12 protein-coding genes are annotated in these 16,376 nt (G+C 69.4%); 2 read left to right on the forward strand and 10 right to left on the reverse strand.

The window, feature by feature from the left end:
- Window positions 1–5: 5 nt before the first annotated feature.
- The 10 genes from AABM36_RS11035 to AABM36_RS11080 form a co-directional block, all read right to left on the reverse strand.
- The gene (locus AABM36_RS11035) at window positions 6–1,127 is read right to left on the reverse strand and encodes a GuaB3 family IMP dehydrogenase-related protein (RefSeq protein ID WP_423446278.1); all 1,122 of its coding nucleotides are present in this window, start codon (window positions 1,125–1,127) and stop codon (window positions 6–8) included.
- A gap of 50 nt (window positions 1,128–1,177) precedes the next feature.
- The gene (gene guaB / locus AABM36_RS11040; RefSeq protein WP_423447944.1) at window positions 1,178–2,674 is read right to left on the reverse strand and encodes an IMP dehydrogenase; all 1,497 of its coding nucleotides are present in this window, start codon (window positions 2,672–2,674) and stop codon (window positions 1,178–1,180) included.
- Between the two features lie 165 nt (window positions 2,675–2,839).
- Window positions 2,840–4,864, reverse strand: coding sequence for an acyltransferase family protein (locus AABM36_RS11045; RefSeq protein WP_423446280.1), 2,025 nt, complete (start codon window positions 4,862–4,864; stop codon window positions 2,840–2,842).
- 252 nt (window positions 4,865–5,116) lie between these two features.
- A complete protein-coding gene (locus AABM36_RS11050) occupies window positions 5,117–7,114 on the reverse strand; it encodes an acyltransferase family protein (RefSeq protein ID WP_423446282.1) in 1,998 nt (665 codons plus the stop codon).
- Between the two features lie 302 nt (window positions 7,115–7,416).
- On the reverse strand, window positions 7,417–9,003 hold the full coding sequence (gene groL, locus AABM36_RS11055; RefSeq protein ID WP_423446284.1) for a chaperonin GroEL: 1,587 nt from the start codon (window positions 9,001–9,003) through the stop codon (window positions 7,417–7,419).
- A 106-nt stretch (window positions 9,004–9,109) separates the two neighbouring features.
- Complete coding sequence (groES, locus tag AABM36_RS11060; RefSeq protein WP_012397747.1) at window positions 9,110–9,406, reverse strand: co-chaperone GroES; 297 nt, start codon at window positions 9,404–9,406, stop codon at window positions 9,110–9,112.
- A 414-nt stretch (window positions 9,407–9,820) separates the two neighbouring features.
- A complete protein-coding gene (locus tag AABM36_RS11065; protein ID WP_423446286.1) occupies window positions 9,821–10,576 on the reverse strand; it encodes an ABC transporter ATP-binding protein in 756 nt (251 codons plus the stop codon).
- Entirely contained in the window at window positions 10,573–11,601 is a 1,029-nt protein-coding gene (locus tag AABM36_RS11070) for an iron chelate uptake ABC transporter family permease subunit (RefSeq protein WP_423446288.1), read from the reverse strand. The genes AABM36_RS11065 and AABM36_RS11070 overlap by 4 nt, the downstream gene beginning before the upstream one ends.
- Window positions 11,594–12,586 carry an ABC transporter permease gene (locus tag AABM36_RS11075; RefSeq protein WP_423446290.1) on the reverse strand — a complete coding sequence of 331 codons (993 nt, stop codon included), beginning with the start codon at window positions 12,584–12,586 and terminating at the stop codon, window positions 11,594–11,596. Before AABM36_RS11075 ends, AABM36_RS11070 begins: the two co-directional genes overlap by 8 nt.
- 85 nt (window positions 12,587–12,671) lie before the next feature.
- A complete protein-coding gene (locus AABM36_RS11080) occupies window positions 12,672–13,664 on the reverse strand; it encodes a siderophore ABC transporter substrate-binding protein (RefSeq protein ID WP_423446291.1) in 993 nt (330 codons plus the stop codon).
- Between the two features lie 124 nt (window positions 13,665–13,788).
- On the opposite strand from AABM36_RS11080, the gene AABM36_RS11085 reads away from it, so the two are divergent.
- Both AABM36_RS11085 and AABM36_RS11090 read left to right on the forward strand, forming a co-directional pair.
- The gene (locus tag AABM36_RS11085) at window positions 13,789–15,069 is read left to right on the forward strand and encodes a THUMP-like domain-containing protein (protein ID WP_423446292.1); all 1,281 of its coding nucleotides are present in this window, start codon (window positions 13,789–13,791) and stop codon (window positions 15,067–15,069) included.
- Window positions 15,070–15,153: 84 nt separating this feature from the next.
- Window positions 15,154–16,299 carry a glutamate--cysteine ligase gene (locus AABM36_RS11090; protein WP_423446294.1) on the forward strand — a complete coding sequence of 382 codons (1,146 nt, stop codon included), beginning with the start codon at window positions 15,154–15,156 and terminating at the stop codon, window positions 16,297–16,299.
- The last annotated feature ends 77 nt before the right edge of the window (window positions 16,300–16,376 follow it).

Raw genomic sequence — 16,376 nt, forward strand, 5'->3', positions numbered from 1 at the left:
CCCGCTCAGCTGCGGATGACCACCTCGGCGCGCTGGAACTCCTTGAGGTCCGAGTAGCCGGTGGTGGCCATGGCACGGCGCAGCGCGCCCATCACGTTGGAGGAGCCGTCCACGTGGCGTGAGGGCCCGTTGAGCAGCTCGTCCAGGGGGCCCACCGTGCCCACGTGGGTGCGCACGCCGCGGGGGGAGTGCGGGTTGTGCGCCTCCGCGCCCCACAGCCAGCCCTGCCCGGGGGCCTCCTCCGCCCGGGCGAGCAGGGTGCCGAGCATGACGGCGTCCGCGCCCATGGCGATGGCCTTGACGATGTCGCCCGAGGTGCCCAGACCGCCGTCGGCGATCACGTGGACGTAGCGCCCACCGGACTCGTCGAGGTAGTCGCGGCGGGCTGCGGCCACGTCCGAGATGGCCGAGGCCATCGCGGCGTGGATGCCCAGGATGGATTCCGTGCGCAGGGACGCTCCCCCTCCGAAGCCCACGAGCACACCGGCCGCACCCGTGCGCATCAGGTGCAGCGCAGGGGTGTAGCCCGCCGCGCCGCCCACGATCACGGGAACGTCGAGGTCGTAGATGAACTGCTTGAGGTCCAGCGGGTCCTGCGTCCTGGACACGTGCTCCGCGGAGACCGTGGTGCCGCGGATCACGAACAGGTCCACGCCCGCCTCGAGCACCGTGCGGTAGTGCTCCACCACGCGCTGCGGGGACAGCGAGCCGGAGACGATCACCCCGGCCTCGCGGATTTCCGCCAGCCGGGCGGTGATCAGCCCGGGTTGGACCGGTGCGGAGTAGAGCTCCTGCATGCGGCGGGTGGCCTGCGGCAGGTTCTCCGAGCTGAGGTCGGCGATCTCGTCCAGAACCGGCTGCGGGTCCTCGTAGCGGGTCCAGAGACCCTCGAGGTCCAGCACACCCAGCCCGCCGGCGCGGCCCAGGTCGATCGCGGTGGCCGGGGACATCACCGAGTCCATGGGCGCACCCACCACGGGGATGTCGAACTGGTAGGCGTCGATCTGCCACGCCGTGCTCACGTCCCGGGGATCGCGCGTGCGCCGGGAGGGCACCAGGGCGATCTCGTCCAGGCTGAACGTGCGGCGTGCGCGCTTGGAGCGCCCGATTTCGATGTCGTAGCTCACGAGGAGTCCTTTCACGGCGCACAGTGGGCGCCGAGGGTGTGCGGCGCGGGTCAGCGCTGGTAGTTGGGGGCTTCCACCGTCATGGTGATGTCGTGCGGGTGGGACTCCTTGAGTCCGGCCGGGGTGATCCGCACGAAGCGTCCCTTGTGCTTGAGCTCTGCCACGTCGTGCGCTCCCACGTAGAACATGGTCTGGCGCAGCCCGCCGTCCAGCTGGTGCAGCACCGAGGCCAGCGGACCACGGTAGGGCACCTGGCCCTCGATGCCCTCGGGGATGAGCTTCTCGTCGTCGTTGACGTCCGCCTGGAAGTAGCGGTCCTTGGAGTAGGACGTGTTCTTGCCGCGGGACTGCATGGCGCCCAGCGAGCCCATGCCCCGGTAGGCCTTGTACTGCTTGCCGGAGACGAAGACGAGCTCCCCCGGGGACTCGTCGCAGCCGGCCAGCAGGGAGCCGAGCATCACGGAGTCCGCCCCTGCCACGAGGGCCTTGCCAATGTCGCCGGAGTGCTGCAGTCCGCCGTCCGCGATCAGCGGAACACCGGCGGGGATGGTCACCTGGGCGGCCTCGTTGATGGCCGTCACCTGGGGCACGCCCACGCCCGCGATGATGCGGGTGGTGCAGATGGAGCCCGGGCCCACCCCCACCTTCACGGCGTCCGCGCCGGCGTCCACGAGCGCCTGGGCCCCGGCACGCGTGGCCGCCTGGCCCCCGATCACGTCCACGTGGTCTGCGGCGGGCTCCTTCTTGAGCCGGGCAATCATGTCCAGCACACCCTGGGAGTGGCCGTTGGCGGTGTCGATGAACAGCGCGTCCACACCGGCCTCCACGAGCGTCATGGCCCGCTCCCAGCCGTCGCCGAAGAAGCCCACGGCCGCACCCACGCGAAGCCGCCCCTCGTCGTCCTTGGTGGCCAGCGGGTACTGCTCCGCCTTGGTGAAGTCCTTCACGGTGATGAGCCCGGTCAGTCGGTCCTGCTCGTCCACCAGGGGCAGCTTCTCGATCTTGTGCTGGGCGAGCAGCGCGTGGGCCTCGTCCTTGCCCATGCCCACCTTGCCCGTGACGAGCGGCATGGGCGTCATCACGTCCCGCACCAGGCGGGTGTCGAAGTCGCTCTCCGGCAGGTAGCGCGTGTCGCGGTTGGTGATGATGCCCAGCAGCCGCTGGTCCTCGTCCACCACGGGCAGACCGGAGACCTTGAAGTAGCCGCACAGCCGGTCCAGCTCGGCGAGCGTGGCGTCCGGGGACACCGTCACGGGGTTCGTGATCATCCCGGACTCGCTGCGCTTCACGCGGTCCACGTGGTCCGCCTGGTCCTGGACGGACAGGTTGCGGTGGATCACACCCATGCCACCCTGACGGGCCATGGAGATGGCCATGGCGGACTCGGTCACGGTGTCCATGGCAGCGGAGAGGACGGGCGCCTGCAGCGTGATGCGCCGCGAGAGCCGCGTGCTGGTGGAGGCCTCCGAGGGGATCACGTCCGTGTTGCCGGGGAGCAGCAGGACGTCGTCGTAGGTCAGTCCGGTGAAGCCGAACGGATCGTCCATGAGTGCCGTGGGCACGTTGTCAGACACGGGTAGTCCCTTCCACGCGAGAATGTCGCCCCCAGTCTACGGGCCGGACCGTGCGCTCCCCTCGCCTGGGTGCCGCAGAGATCCCGGGTACGTCCGACGACGACGCCGCCGGCCTCGTGCGCTCCCCGTGCACGGAAGTCATTCGACCTCTCGCACCCCGGTGTAGCCGTCCTGCAGCAGTGCCTCTGCCACGCGCTCCGAGAACTGCGGTGCCGCAGACTTCGAGTAGGTCTTCGTGATGTGGTCGTCGTCCATGTAGACGAAGACATTGCCGACGACCGGGTGGCACTGTCCCTGCGGGCAGATCACGTCCGTCATGTCCACCGTGCTGAATCCCTCCAGCTCCTGCGCCAGGGGCTCCTGAGGATTGGGCGTGCCCAGCATGGAGTGGGTGGTCACGCAGTCGGCGGCATCTTCACCGTGCTCGAGCGCGCAGTCGGACAGCGATTCCTCGAACCGCGGCACGTCTCTGATGCCCACCACCTGAATACCCTGGGCCACCAGCTCTCGAACGCGTGTCTCCATTCCTGGTTTCCAGCTCTCCTGGTTGACGTCTGTGAACGTACCCTGCATGAACACGAGGTCCGGATCCACCGCGTCAACCATCGGCTGGGTACCGCTGAACCAGGAGTCGCACGTCTGTGATCCGGGTTGCTCGGACGCCACCGTGTAGAAGCACCCCGGTTGGATGTAGGTGAGAACCCGCCAGTCATTGGCCTCGGCCAGCGCCGTGATGGCCGGGAGCCAGTGCTGGACGTGGCTGTTGCCCGCCACCAGAACCGTGGCGGCAGGCTCCTCGTTGGCCACCGCCTCGTGGCAGAACCGCGCCGTGTCACCGGGCAGCTCGATGTCTGCAGGGCACTCCGTCCCCAGGGACGCCGCATCGGACGTGATGTTCTGGGCCAGCGGCAACGACGCGGCGTCTGGATCCCCGGCATACTCGAAACCCGGTTCCAGTGCCCGCGCACCAGGATTGTTGAGCTCCGCCTGCGCCTCGAGCCGCGCCTCCCGCTGCCGCTCCACACCCGCCCAGGACCCCGCCACGGCCAGCACCAAACTCATGCACACCACGATCACCAGCCCCAGCCGCCAGTTCCTCGCCTCCGGCCACGCCCAGTTCTTCAACGGCGTCTCCACCACACGGGTCAGCAGCAGCGCCAGCAGCACCGAGACCACCACGATCACCACACCCGAACGCGGCCCCGCCACGGGACGATCACGGATCACCAGATACGTGATCAGCAACGGCCAGTGCACCAGGTACAGCGCGTAGGCCGAATCACCCATCCGCACCACCGGCCCCCACGAGAGGAAACGATCGAAACCCCACCGCGAACCCGACTGCCCAGCCACGATGATCGCCGCCGCCGAGAGCAGCGGCCACAACGCGATCCACCCCGGGAACGCACCCTGAACGTCCACGAGGATGCCCACGGACACCATGCTCACGAACCCCGCCCACCCGAGGAGAACCCGCAGCCCACGGCTCGGCCGCAGATACGGGATCGCCAGAGCCACCAGGGACCCCAACGCGAACTCCCACAACCGGGCCCGGGTGTCGAAGTACGCAAACGCCTGCTGGGTGTTCGTGGTGATCACCGAGAACGTCAACGAGACCACGAACACCGCCCCGAAGCACACCGCCAGAACGGGCACGCTGCTGCGCCCCGTGCACCGTTTCACCCACCACGCGAACGCGAAGATCAACGGCCAGACCAGGAACACCTGACCCTGCACCGACAGCGACCAGAAGTGCTGGAACGGAGACGCACTGGAATGATCCGCCGCGTAGTAGTCCACCGCGTTGAACGCCAACGACCAGTTCTCCACGTACAGGATCGAGGCCACACCCTCGGAGCGGAAGGACGCCGCGTCCTGCGCCGGGTAGAACAACCACAGCAGCACGAACGTCCCCAGGATCACCAGCGTGGCCAGAGGCAGCAGCCGCTTGAACGTGTGCAACCAGTACCGCCCCAGCGCAAGCGGACGCCCACCCTCGATCTTGCGCACGAACGACAACGTCATGAAGAACGCGGAGATGAACAGGAAGATGTCCACACCACCGGAGACCCGGCCCATGAACACGTGGTAGACCACCACCAGCAGCACGGCCACCGCGCGCAGACCCTGCACCTCCGGACGGAACCCCGAATACCGGGACACCCGGTCCGAAGGTGAAGACCCCCGGCACGGCCGTCATCCCGATCTCCAGCCTCCCAAGGAGAGGTCTTCGCGGACTCAGGAACCGGGGCCGGGGGGAAGCGCATCGCATCAGATTAGGCCGGGGGCACAAGCAGGTCCAACCAGGACTCCCACCCGGGAAGGACCCCCGGAGATCGACTCGTTCAGGACCTGGGCCTCCCCCGGATCGCTGTGGATCCCGTGACCACGAGGCACCGTGTGTCCCAGCTCACCTCACGGCTCGGAATTCACGGCCGCCACGAGATCGTCCCGAAGCAGCGGCGCCATGCTGCGCGCGTAGTCCCACGTGAGGTGGTGGAAGTCCAGCCACACGTTCACGTTGCCGATCACGGGAGCGCACACGCTCTGCGGGCAGATCAGGGGGGTGGGGTCGATGCCCGTGTAGCCCGGGATGGATTCAAGAGACTGGGACGGGTTCTCGGGCGCCAGCACGGTGTCCTGGGAAGTGGTGCAGGACGGATCCTCCCGCCCCTTCTCCGCGACGCACCGGGTGGGGTCGTAGCCAAGACGGGGGTTGTCCCGGAACCCCACCACCGCGGTGCCGTCCGCAGTGAGGTCCCGGACGATCGGCTCCAGTCCGGCCACGGTGTGCTCGGCTCCACCGTCCATGAGTTCGGCCCGCGTGGAGGTGGTCAGGACGGCATCGGGCTGCAGCTGGTCGAGGTACTCCAGCACCGCCTCGTTGCCCTTCTGGCACTCCGGGGTCTGGCCCTCCACGCCCAGTCCGCACCCGGGTTGCAGCACGGAGACCAGCTGCCAGTTCTCCTCCTCGGCCACCGGGATCACGGCTCCCATGTACTGCTCCATGTGGGAGTTGCCCACCACGGCGACCACCTTGGTGGGGTTCTCCACCGGCTCGGTCTGGCGGCAGAAGTCCTGCGCCACCGGGTTCTGGGACGCGAACTCCCCGCTGCACGGCTCGGGCAGCCCCACCCACTGGTCCGCCATGGAGGTGGGCAGTGCCGGCGCCTCGGGGTCCCCCTGGAACTCGAAACCTGGTTCCAGTGCCCGCGCCCCAGGATTGTTGAGCTCCGCCTGCGCCTCGAGCCGCGCCTCCCGCTGCCGCTCCACACCCGCCCAGGACCCCGCCACGGCCAGCACCAAACTCATGCACACCACGATCACCAGCCCCAGCCGCCAGTTCCTCGCCTCCGGCCACGCCCAGTTCTTCAACGGCGTCTCCACCACACGGGTCAGCAGCAGCGCCAGCAGCACCGAGACCACCACGATCACCACACCCGAACGCGGCCCCGCCACGGGACGATCACGGATCACCAGATACGTGATCAGCAACGGCCAGTGCACCAGGTACAGCGCGTAGGCCGAATCACCCATCCGCACCACCGGCCCCCACGAGAGGAAACGATCGAAACCCCACCGCGAACCCGACTGCCCAGCCACGATGATCGCCGCCGCCGAGAGCAGCGGCCACAACGCGATCCACCCCGGGAACGCACCCTGAACGTCCACGAGGATGCCCACGGACACCATGCTCACGAACCCCGCCCACCCGAGGAGAACCCGCAGCCCACGGCTCGGCCGCAGATACGGGATCGCCAGAGCCACCAGGGACCCCAACGCGAACTCCCACAACCGGGCCCGGGTGTCGAAGTACGCAAACGCCTGCTGGGTGTTCGTGGTGATCACCGAGAACGTCAACGAGACCACGAACACCGCCCCGAAGCACACCGCCAGAACGGGCACGCTGCTGCGCCCCGTGCACCGTTTCACCCACCACGCGAACGCGAAGATCAACGGCCAGACCAGGAACACCTGACCCTGCACCGACAGCGACCAGAAGTGCTGGAACGGAGACGCACTGGAATGATCCGCCGCGTAGTAGTCCACCGCGTTGAACGCCAACGACCAGTTCTCCACGTACAGGATCGAGGCCACACCCTCGGAGCGGAAGGACGCCGCGTCCTGCGCCGGGTAGAACAACCACAGCAGCACGAACGTCCCCAGGATCACCAGCGTGGCCAGAGGCAGCAGCCGCTTGAACGTGTGCAACCAGTACCGCCCCAGCGCAAGCGGACGCCCACCCTCGATCTTGCGCACGAACGACAACGTCATGAAGAACGCGGAGATGAACAGGAAGATGTCCACACCACCGGAGACCCGGCCCATGAACACGTGGTAGACCACCACCAGCAGCACGGCCACCGCGCGCAGACCCTGCACCTCCGGACGGAACCCCGAATACCGGGACACCCGGTCCGAAGGTGAAGACCCCCCGGCACGGCCGTCATCCCGATCTCCAGCCTCCCAAGGAGAGGTCTTCGCGGACTCAGGAACCGGGGCCGGGGGGAAGCGCATCGCATCAGATTAGGCCGGGGGCACAAGCAGGTCCAACCAGGACTCCCACCCGCGCGGCCTTCGGTTGGGCCGCGCCGATCCCCCGACAACACCACGACGGCCCCCTCCCGCAGGAGGAGGCCGTCGTGGCGATCGCTGGTCCGGCCCGTGGCGCCCGCCGCAGGGGGCCGGGCGCTCACGGGAGCGACGAGGGGTGGTCAGTCCTCGTCCTGGTCCTTCTTCTCGGCCACCAGGGTCTCGGTGGTGAGCACCAGGGCCGCGATGGACGCCGCGTTCTGCAGGGCGGAACGGGTGACCTTCACGGGGTCGATGATGCCCGCCGAGAGCAGGTTCTCGTACTCGCCGGTCAGGGCGTTGTACCCGTTGCCGGGCTCCATCTCGGCCACGCGGGATGCCACCACGTTGCCGTCCTGGCCCGCGTTCTCCGCGATCCAGCGCAGGGGCTGCGTGAGGGCGCGGCGCACGATGTTCACGGCCGTGGCGGCGTCGCCGTCCAGACCGAGGTCCGTGCCGTCCAGGGACTTGGAGGCGTGGACCAGCGCGGAACCGCCGCCGGCCACGATGCCCTCCTCGAGCGCGGCACGCGTGGAGGACACGGCGTCCTCGATGCGGTGCTTGCGCTCCTTCTGCTCCACCTCGGTGGCGGCGCCGACCTTGATCACGGAGATGCCGCCGGCGAGGCGCGCGAGGCGCTCCTGGAGCTTCTCGCGGTCCCACTCGGAGTCCGTGCGGGCGATCTCGGAGCGGATCTCCGCGACGCGATCGGCCACAGCGTCGGAGGAGCCCGCGCCGTCCACCAGGGTGGTCTGGTTCTTGGTCACGGTGATCCGGCGGGCGGAGCCCAGCTGGCTCAGGTCCACGGCCTCGAGGGAGATGCCGAGCTCCGGGGTGGTCACGGTGGCGTCCGTGAGCACCGCGAGGTCCTGCATGATCGCCTTGCGGCGGTCTCCGAAACCGGGCGCCTTGAGGGCCACGACGTCCAGCGTGCCGCGCAGCTTGTTGACCACCAGGGTGGACAGGGCCTCGCCCTCGACGTCCTCCGCGATGATGGTCAGCGGCTTCTTGGCCTGCAGCACCTTCTCCAGCACCGGCATGAGGTCCTGGATCGAGGAGATCTTGCCCTGGAACAGCAGCACGTAGGTGTCGTCCAGGACGGCCTCCTGGCGCTCCTGGTCGGTGATGAAGGACGGGGACAGGTAGCCCTTGTCGAACTGCATGCCCTCGGTGACGTCCAGCTCCACCTCGGTGGAGGAGCCGTCCTCGATGGTGATGACGCCGTCCGTGCCCACGGTCTCGAAGGCGCGGGCGATCAGCTCGCCGATCTCCTCGGACTGGGCGGAGATCGCGGCCACGTGGGCCACGTCCTTGCCCTCCACGGGGCGGGCGTTGTCCAGCAGGCGCTGGGACACGGTGGCCACGGCGGCCTCGACCCCGCGCTTGATGTCGCTGGGGGCGGCGCCCGCGGCAACGTTGCGCAGGCCCTCCTTCACGATCGCCTGCGCGAGCACGGTGGCGGTGGTGGTGCCGTCACCGGCGACGTCGTTGGTCTTGGTGGCCACTTCCTTGGCCAGCTGGGCGCCGAGGTTCTCGTACGGGTCCTCGAGCTCCACCTCACGGGCGATGGTCACGCCGTCGTTGGTGATGGTGGGTGCGCCCCACTTCTTGTCCAGGACCACGTTGCGGCCGCGGGGGCCGAGGGTGACCTTGACGGTGTCGGCCAGGCGGTTCACGCCGGCTTCGAGCGCTTTGCGAGCGGTGTCGTCGAACACCAACTGCTTGGGCATGTGAGTTGCTCCTTAGGGAACCGGGAAGACTGCGGAGACGACGCACGCGGTGCCCGCGGCCCGTTCCCGGGCGGGCGGGCACCGCGTACGAAAGGGTGTGGAGAAGTTACTTCTCGATGACGGCCAGCACGTCGCGCGCCGGGAGCACCAGGTACTCCTCGCCGTTGTACTTGACCTCGGTCCCGCCGTACTTGGAGAAGATGACCAGGTCACCCTCGTTGACGTCCACGGGGATGCGGTTGCCCTTGTCGTCCACGCGGCCCGGGCCCACGGCCAGGACGGTGCCCTCCTGGGGCTTCTCCTTGGCGGTGTCCGGGATGACCAGACCGGAGGCGGTGGTCTGTTCAGCGGCCAGCGGCTGAACCACGATGCGATCCTCGAGGGGCTTAATGGAGACCGACACGATCTCTCCCTTTCTTCTAGGCGTGTGAGACGGTGTGCGTCCGCCGCGTGCCATGGGGTCCCATGACGGCGAGCGCCACAGGCCAGTTGGCGTGCCAACCGTCGTCGCGGTGCCGATTGAGCGCCTGGCCTTTAGCACCCTCCATGGGAGAGTGCTAATAGCACTGTAGGGACGCGGGCCGCGCCCGGTCAAGACGCGCCCACGCCACTCCCCTGTGGGCTGAACAGGCTGGTCCGGCACACCCCACGACGACGCCGCCCGGCCCCGTCGACGGCCTCGACGCACCATCCCCGGGGTGGCGCCGGCACGGGCCCCGAGCGCTGCCGCCGCATCCGCACCCCGGGCGGCCGGAGCCCGCTCCACGCCCGTGGAAGGCGGGCTCGAGCACCCGCGGCAGGAGCGGCGTCGTCGCGCTCAGTAGTAGACCGCGAGCCGCCCGCTGGGGCCCTCGTGGCACGTGACCGGGGTGTCGAACACGCGGGTGAGGGTCTCGTCCGTCATGATCTGGGTGGGCGTGCCGAACTCCACGACCCGCCCGTCCTTGACCGCGCAGATCCGGTCCGCGTAGTGGCTCGCGAAGTTGATGTCGTGCAGCACGATCACCACGGTGCGCCCCAACTCGTCCGCCACGCGGCGCAGGTGCTGCATCATGTGCACGGAGTGCCGCATGTCCAGGTTGTTCAGCGGCTCGTCCAGCAGCAGGTACCCGGTCTCCTGGCACAGCACCATGGCCACGTAGGCGCGCTGGCGCTGGCCGCCCGAGAGCTGGTCCAGGTAGCGGTCCTGGAGCGGGCCCAGGTCGAAGAACTCGATGGACTCGGAGATGATCCTCTCGTCCTCCCGGTTGATCCGCCCGCGCGTGTAGGGGAAGCGGCCCAGGCCCACGAGCTGGCGCACCGTGAGCCGCGCCGTGAAGTGGTTCTCCTGGCGCAGCGTGGACACCACCGTGGCGAGCGTGCGCGGCGGGGTGGTGGTGACGTCGTGGCCACCGACCACCACGGTGCCGGCGTCCGGGCCGAGCAGACGGCCCATCATGGTCAGCAGCGTGGACTTGCCCGCGCCGTTGGGACCCACGAGCGCGGTGATCCCACCCTCGGGGATCTCCAGGTCCACCGGCCCGATGGCGGTGTCCGTCCCGTACTGCTTGCTCAGTCCGTCCAGCCGGATCACAGTCTGCCCTTCCTCAGGATCACCACGAGGAACACGGTTCCGCCCACCAGTTCGATGATGATGGACACCGCGCCCTCCGCGTAGAAGACGTTCTTCAGGATGAAATAGGCCCCGGAGAGCACCGCGAAGCCCAGCAGCGCCGCCATGGGGAACACGTAGCGGTGGTCGTGGGTGTCCGAGAACTGGTACGCCAGGGTGGCCACCAGGAAGCCCAGGAACGTCATGGGACCGATCAGCGAGGTGGTCACGGCCATGAGCACGGACACCCAGAACAGGGTGAGCATGAGCTCGCGGCGGTGCCGCAGCCCCAGGTTGGTGGCCACGTCCTGCCCCAGCGCCATGACGTTGAGCCTCCGGGAGCGCAGGTACAGGGCGGCCGTTCCCAGCAGGCACAGCGGGATGGCCAGGGGGAAGTACTCGGGGTTCGCGTTGGACACCGAGCCGAAGAGCCGGGCGCTCAGCACGTCGAACTCGCTGGGCGATAGCAGCCGCTGCATGAACGTGGACACCGCCCCCAGGCCACCGCCCAGCACGATCCCGATCAGCAGCATGACCTGCACGTTCGCGTGCCTGCCGGACAGCAGCCAGCCGTACAGGGCCAGGGCGAAGAGCACCATGACCGTCACCTGCGCCGCGTACTGCGGCAGACCCTGCACCGCGGTGACCCCCACGGCACCCAGGAAGTAGACCGCCGAGGTCTGCACCAGCACGTAGAGGGACTCGAATCCCATGATGGACGGGGTGATGATCCGGTTGTTCGCCGCGGTCTGGAACGCCACGGTGGCCATGGCCTGGCACAGCGCCACCACCGCGATCACCACCACGGAGGTGGCACGGGTCCCGGCGACCCGCCAGAAGCCCGGCGTGCCGGCCGGCAGCGGGTTGTCCCACGCCAGGATCCCCGCGCAGCACAGGGCCCCCACCACGGCCAGTGCCACGGTGATCCACCAGTAGCGGCGCCGGTGGGCGGCGGAGGTGAACGCGCCGGAGCCCACGGCGGGCCGGCGGGTGCGGGACTCAGACACGGCGGCGGCTCCCCAGCAGCAGGGCGATGAACACGGCCGCTCCCACGACCCCCAGGATGAGCGAGACCGGGACCTCGAAGGGCATGATGACCGTCCGCCCGATGAGGTCGCACACCGTGACCAGCCCGACCCCCAGCAGGCACACCCAGGGCAGGTTGGAGCGCAGGTCGTCCCCGCGGAACAGCGAGACCACGTTGGGCACGATTAGCCCCAGGAACGGCAGGTTTCCCACCACCACGGTGACCACCCCCGTGGCCACGGCCACGAGACCCGTGCCGAGCAGGATGATGCGGTCGTAGTTCAGCCCCACGTTGGTGGCGACGTCCTCCCCGAGCCCCGCCACGGTGAGCCGGTCCGCGGCGACGAACACCAGCACGGCCACGGCGGCCACGATCCACAGGGTCTCGTACTGGCCCTTGAGCACGGACGTGAAGCTGCCCGCGAACCACACCCCCAGGTTCTGCAGCCTGTCCGTGACCAGCGCCAGGTAGGTGGACGCGGACCCCACCACGGCCCCCAGCATGATGCCCACGATCGGCACGATCAGCGAGGAGCGCAGGGTGATCCGCCGCAGGAACGCGAAGAACACCATGGTTCCCACGAAGGCCGCCACCACGGCCCCGAGCATCCGAGCGGTCAGCCCGGCGTCCGGGGCCACGACCATCATGACCAGCAGACCCAGCCCGGCCCACTCCGTGGTGCCCGTGGTGGTGGGCTCCACGAAGCGGTTCTGGGTGAGCAGCTGCATGACCAGCCCGGACATGGCCATGGCCGCACCCGCGAGGACCAGAGCCACGGTGCGCGGGATCCGGGTCAGCGCGAGGAACTGCCCGCCCTCCTCGGGGTCGGAGAGGTCCGCGACCCCCGTGAGCACGGAGGCCACCAGCAGCCCCGCGACCACGGCGCAGGCCACCCAGAAGGTCCAGTCCCTGAGCACCCCCCTGGGTGCGGGACGGGACGTCGGGACCGTGGCTGTGGTGGCCATCTTCACCTGTGTGCTTCCGTGTGCTCGTGACGTGGCCCCGCGGGACGTCCCCGCGGGGCCACGGTGTGGGTCCGGGACGGGCCGGTCAGTTCTTGGCGTCCGCCTCGAGCTTGTCCGCCAGTGCGTTGAGGATCTCCGTGTAGGTCTGGATGCCCTCGTTGGTGTAGGTGTCCGCGGGGAGGTAGACCACGTTGCCGTTCTTCACCGCGGGAACGTCCTTGAGGGCCTCGGACTTCTCGATCACCTCGGAGGCCGGGGTGGATCCCTTCTCCGACTTCAGGGCGGCGTCCCGGTCCATGACGATCAGCAGCTCCGGCTTGGCCTTGGCGATCGCCTCCACCGAGATGTCGTCACCCTGGTGGTCCTCCGAGCCGGAGACCTCCAGGGCGGGTTTGAGACCCACCATGTCGAACAGCGGGCCGATCGTGCGCCCCGTGCTGGGCACCACGTACCCCATGTCCCCGCCGGAGACGATGAGGCCCATGGTGGACTGCCCCGCGTAGGCGTCCTTGGCGCGCTGCTCGGCCTTGTCGAGGCCCTCGTTCAGCGCCTTGGCGTCCTCCTGCCTGCCGAAGACCTCGCCCATGGCGGTGGTCTGGCGCTGCAGCTCGGAGTCCAGGGGCTGGTCGTCCCGCGGGTCCAGCTCGAGCATGGTGGCGTCCGGGACGAGCTTGTGGATGTCGTCGTAGTGCTGCGCGAAGCGCTGCCCGTTGACCACGAGGTCGGGATCCACACCGGCAATGGCCTCCAGGTCCGGCTCGCGGTGCGAGCCGAGGTCCACCACGCTCTCGTCGTTGGCGTAGGAGATGGTCTCGGGGATCAGCTTCTTGGGGGCGGCGGCGAGCTGCACGTCCCAGTCCGCGAGGGTCTCGAACAGGCGGTTGTCGGTGGCCACCACGGTCTTGGGAGGCACGGTGACGTCCTGGGTGCCCTTGTTGTCCTCGATGCTCACGGTGCTGGAGGAGGCGCTGGAGCTCGCGGTGGAGTCCCCGGATTCAGCGGAGGAACCGCACCCCACGAGGGTCAGCGCGGCAACGGTGCACAGTGCCGCGCCGGGCAGCAGGCGGTGGGAGAGCATGGGTGTCTCACATTCTGATGGAGCGGTCAGGGAACGGGCGGCCGGCCACCAGGTGAGCCTAACCTAATTAGGTATGACTTATAGTTCGTAATTCGAGATGTGTCGCTCGTGATGTGATGGACAGGTGACTGCACCCACCGCACCGAACGACGCCGAGGCCCGGGGACTGGCCCGCCTCCTCACTCCCGAGGGCCGCCACCTGCTCGACTCCCTGCCCCCGTACGACGCCGCGGCCTCGCTCGCGCTGAACCAGTCCCTGCGCACCCAGGGCCACGACCCCGAGCTCGTGGCCGCCGCCCTCACCCAGTCCCGGCTGCGGGAGAAGGCCCGTACGAAGTTCGGGGACTTCGCGCGGCAGCTGGTCTTCACGCGCGACGGCGTGGAGCAGGCCACCCGGTGGTCCGTGGCCGCCCTGCACGCCCAGCGCTTCGCCCAGGCGGGCGCGGCGCACGTGGTGGACCTCGGCTGCGGCATCGGCGCGGACTCGCTGGCGCTCGCGGCCCTGGACCGCACGGTCACCGCGGTCGAGCGGGACCCCCTCACCGCAGCGGCCGCCACCGTGAACCTCACGGGCTGGCCCCGTGCCCGCGTGCTGTGCGCGGACGCACAGGAGCTGGATCTCTCCGCGCTCGAGAACGGCCCCGTCCACGGGGTGTGGCTGGACCCGGCCCGCCGCGTCTCGGGCGGTGGCCGCACCCGCAGGATCTTCGACCCCGAGGCCTTTTCCCCTCCCCTGTCCTTCGTCGCGTCGCTCGCGGAGGCCGGACTCGCCGTGGGCGCGAAGATCGGACCCGGGATCCCCCACGAGCACGTGCCCGAGGGCGCGGAGGCCCAGTGGATCTCCGACCGCGGGGACGTGGTGGAGGCCGTCCTGTGGTTCGGTGCCGTGCGCCGCCCGGACGTGGTGCGCTCCGCGCTCGTGCTGGGCGGCGGTGGGGAACCCGGCTCCGCGGCGTCGTCGGCGGCGGAACTGACCTCCGGCTCCTGGGACTCCCCCGCGCCCGAGGGGCCGCTGCTGGGGCCCGTGGGCCGCTACCTCTACGAGCCCGACGGCGCCGTGATCCGCGCGGGGCTCGTCACCGACCTCGCGCAGCGGCTCGGGGCGCACCTGATGCACCCGGACATCGCGTACCTCTCCTCGGAGACCCTGGTGCAGACCCCCCTGGCGCGCGCGTACGAGGTGCGCGAGGTGCTGCCCCACACGGTCAAGGTGCTGCGCCGGTGGGTGCGGGAGCAGGACGTGGGCACCCTGGACGTCAAGAAGCGAGGCACCGATGTGACCCCGGAGCAGCTGCGCCACCAACTCGCGCCGCGCGGCACGCAGCGCGCCACCCTGGTGATGACACGCGTGGCCGAGCCCGGCGGGGAGCGTCGTGTGGTGCTGGCTGTTAACCCCCTACACTGAGAGACCCTGTGTGAGGACCGCGCGCCGCGGCCACGCTCCAGGACGCAGCAGCCGCTCCCGGCGAACCCATGAGAGGACCACGCCGTGCACATTGACTTCGAGATCTCCGACAACTCCACCCTGGGTGTCGAGTGGGAGGTCGCCCTGGTGGACCGGGACTCCGGAGAGCTCGCGCAGCGGGCGCAGGAGGTCCTCGAGGCCGTGGTGTCCGAGTACCCGGAGCTCGGTGAGGAGGGGGACCACCCCCAGGTCACGGGCGAGTTCCTGCAGAACACCGTGGAGATGGTCACGGGCGTGTGCCAGAACGTGCCCGAGGCCCTGGCGCACCTGTCCGATACCCAGGACAGGCTCCGGGAGGTCACGGACCCGCGCGGACTCGAGATCTTCGCGGCCGGCACCCACCCGTTCTCTGACTGGGCGGACCAGCCGGTGGTGGACGCGGAGCGCTACTACAAGGTGCTGGACCGCGCGCAGTACTGGGGCCGTCAGATGGTGATCTTTGGGCTGCACGTCCACGTGGGGGTCGACCACCGGGACAAGGCGCTGCCCGTGCTGGACGGGCTCATGAACTACTACCCGCACCTGCTGGCGCTGTCCGCCAACTCGCCGTACTGGTGCGGCCACGACACCGGCTACGCCTCGCAGCGAGCGCAGCTGTTCCAGCAGCTCTCCACGGCCGGGCTGCCCTTCCACTTCGACTCGTGGGACGAGTACGAGGCCTACGTGGCGGACCTGATCGCCACGGACGTGATCGAGGAGACCTCCGAGAACCGCTGGGACATCCGCCCCGTCCCCCGCTTTGGCACGGTGGAGATGCGCGTGTGCGACGGCCCCTCCAACCTTCGTGAGGTGGGTGCGCTGACGGCCCTGACCCAGTGCCTCGTGGAGTCCTTCTCCCGCACGCTGGACCAGGGCGGAAGCATTCCCGTGATGCCGCCGTGGCACCACCAGGAGAACAAGTGGCGTGCCGCCCGCTACGGGCTGGACGCCGTGGTCATCCGGGACGCGCAGAACCACCAGGAGCCCCTCGCCGAGGACCTCACCGAGGTGCTGAACCGCCTGGAGCCGCTCGCCGAGGAGCTCGGTTGCGCCCGGGAGCTGGCCTACGTGGAGACCATGCTGACCGGTGAAGCCGGCTACCTCCGCCAGCGCCGGATCGCCCAGGAGAACGGCGGGGACCTGCGGGCCGTGGTGCGGGACATCGTGGCGCAGAACCGCGAGATCCGCTGACCCCGGGGCCGGTCCGGAACACCCAGCGCGCCTCCGGGCGGGCGCCGGAGCGCGGTTGCTCCACACCGCTCGGGCTC

Source organism: Kocuria sp. KSNUG (assembly GCF_049532735.1).
Lineage (GTDB): Bacteria > Actinomycetota > Actinomycetes > Actinomycetales > Micrococcaceae > Kocuria > Kocuria rhizophila.

Coding starts and splice junctions, on each gene's coding strand:
- guaB (WP_423447944.1), bottom strand. CDS start 2,674: ATGGACGATCCGTTCGGCTTCACCGGACTGACCTACGACGACGTCCTG.
- groL (WP_423446284.1), bottom strand. CDS start 9,003: ATGCCCAAGCAGTTGGTGTTCGACGACACCGCTCGCAAAGCGCTCGAA.
- AABM36_RS11075 (WP_423446290.1), bottom strand. CDS start 12,586: ATGGCCACCACAGCCACGGTCCCGACGTCCCGTCCCGCACCCAGGGGG.
- AABM36_RS11080 (WP_423446291.1), bottom strand. CDS start 13,664: ATGCTCTCCCACCGCCTGCTGCCCGGCGCGGCACTGTGCACCGTTGCC.